The sequence below is a fragment of the Synechococcus sp. 8F6 genome, from assembly GCF_002252665.1.
Classification (GTDB): domain Bacteria; phylum Cyanobacteriota; class Cyanobacteriia; order PCC-6307; family Cyanobiaceae; genus Cyanobium_A.
The window spans coordinates 1-429 of record NZ_NQKZ01000076.1 but is presented as its reverse complement, the minus strand read 5'-3'; the positions used below and the strand labels follow the sequence as shown (position 1 = coordinate 429).

Annotated in this window: 1 protein-coding gene; it reads right to left on the bottom strand. The window is 58.3% G+C overall.

Translation table 11 applies throughout. The features are described from left to right. Positions 1-25 precede the first annotated feature (25 nt). Positions 26-397, bottom strand: coding sequence for an AbrB family transcriptional regulator (locus CJZ78_RS13565; protein ID WP_094561801.1), 372 nt, complete (start codon positions 395-397; stop codon positions 26-28). Positions 398-429: the final 32 nt, after the last annotated feature.

Sequence of the window (429 nt, the reverse complement as noted above, 5' to 3'; positions counted from 1 at the left end):
ACAGCCTGCTGCTTCTGTCCTCAGTTCACTCCTCTTCGTCGCTACCGCCCACCGGCACCAATCGGATCTGCTTCTTGCCAAGCTTGATCTCGAACTCGTCGCCGGGCTTGAGGTCGAGCATGGCGGTATAGGCCTTGCCGATCAGCAGGTTGCCGTTGAACTGGATCTTGGTGCTGTAGCCCAGCTTGCGGCCACCTTTGCCGGTGCCCCGGCCAGTGCTATCGCTGCCGAGATTCACGCCCTTAGCGCCCAGCAGGGCTTCATAGAAGGCCGTGAAGTTGAGGCGCTCGCTGCCATCCTTCTTGCTGCTCACATAGCCGCACTCACGCACGAGCTCCGATTTGGAGACATCTCCAAGGTCCTTGACTTTGGCGAGCAGATCCGAACCAGTAAGCATCTCTCTACAACATTGGCGTCAAGAGCATACCA

What these genes read in the sequence shown, in the direction of transcription:
- CJZ78_RS13565 (WP_094561801.1), bottom strand. Translation starts at nt 397, where the DNA reads ATGCTTACTGGTTCGGATCTGCTCGCCAAAGTCAAGGACCTTGGAGAT.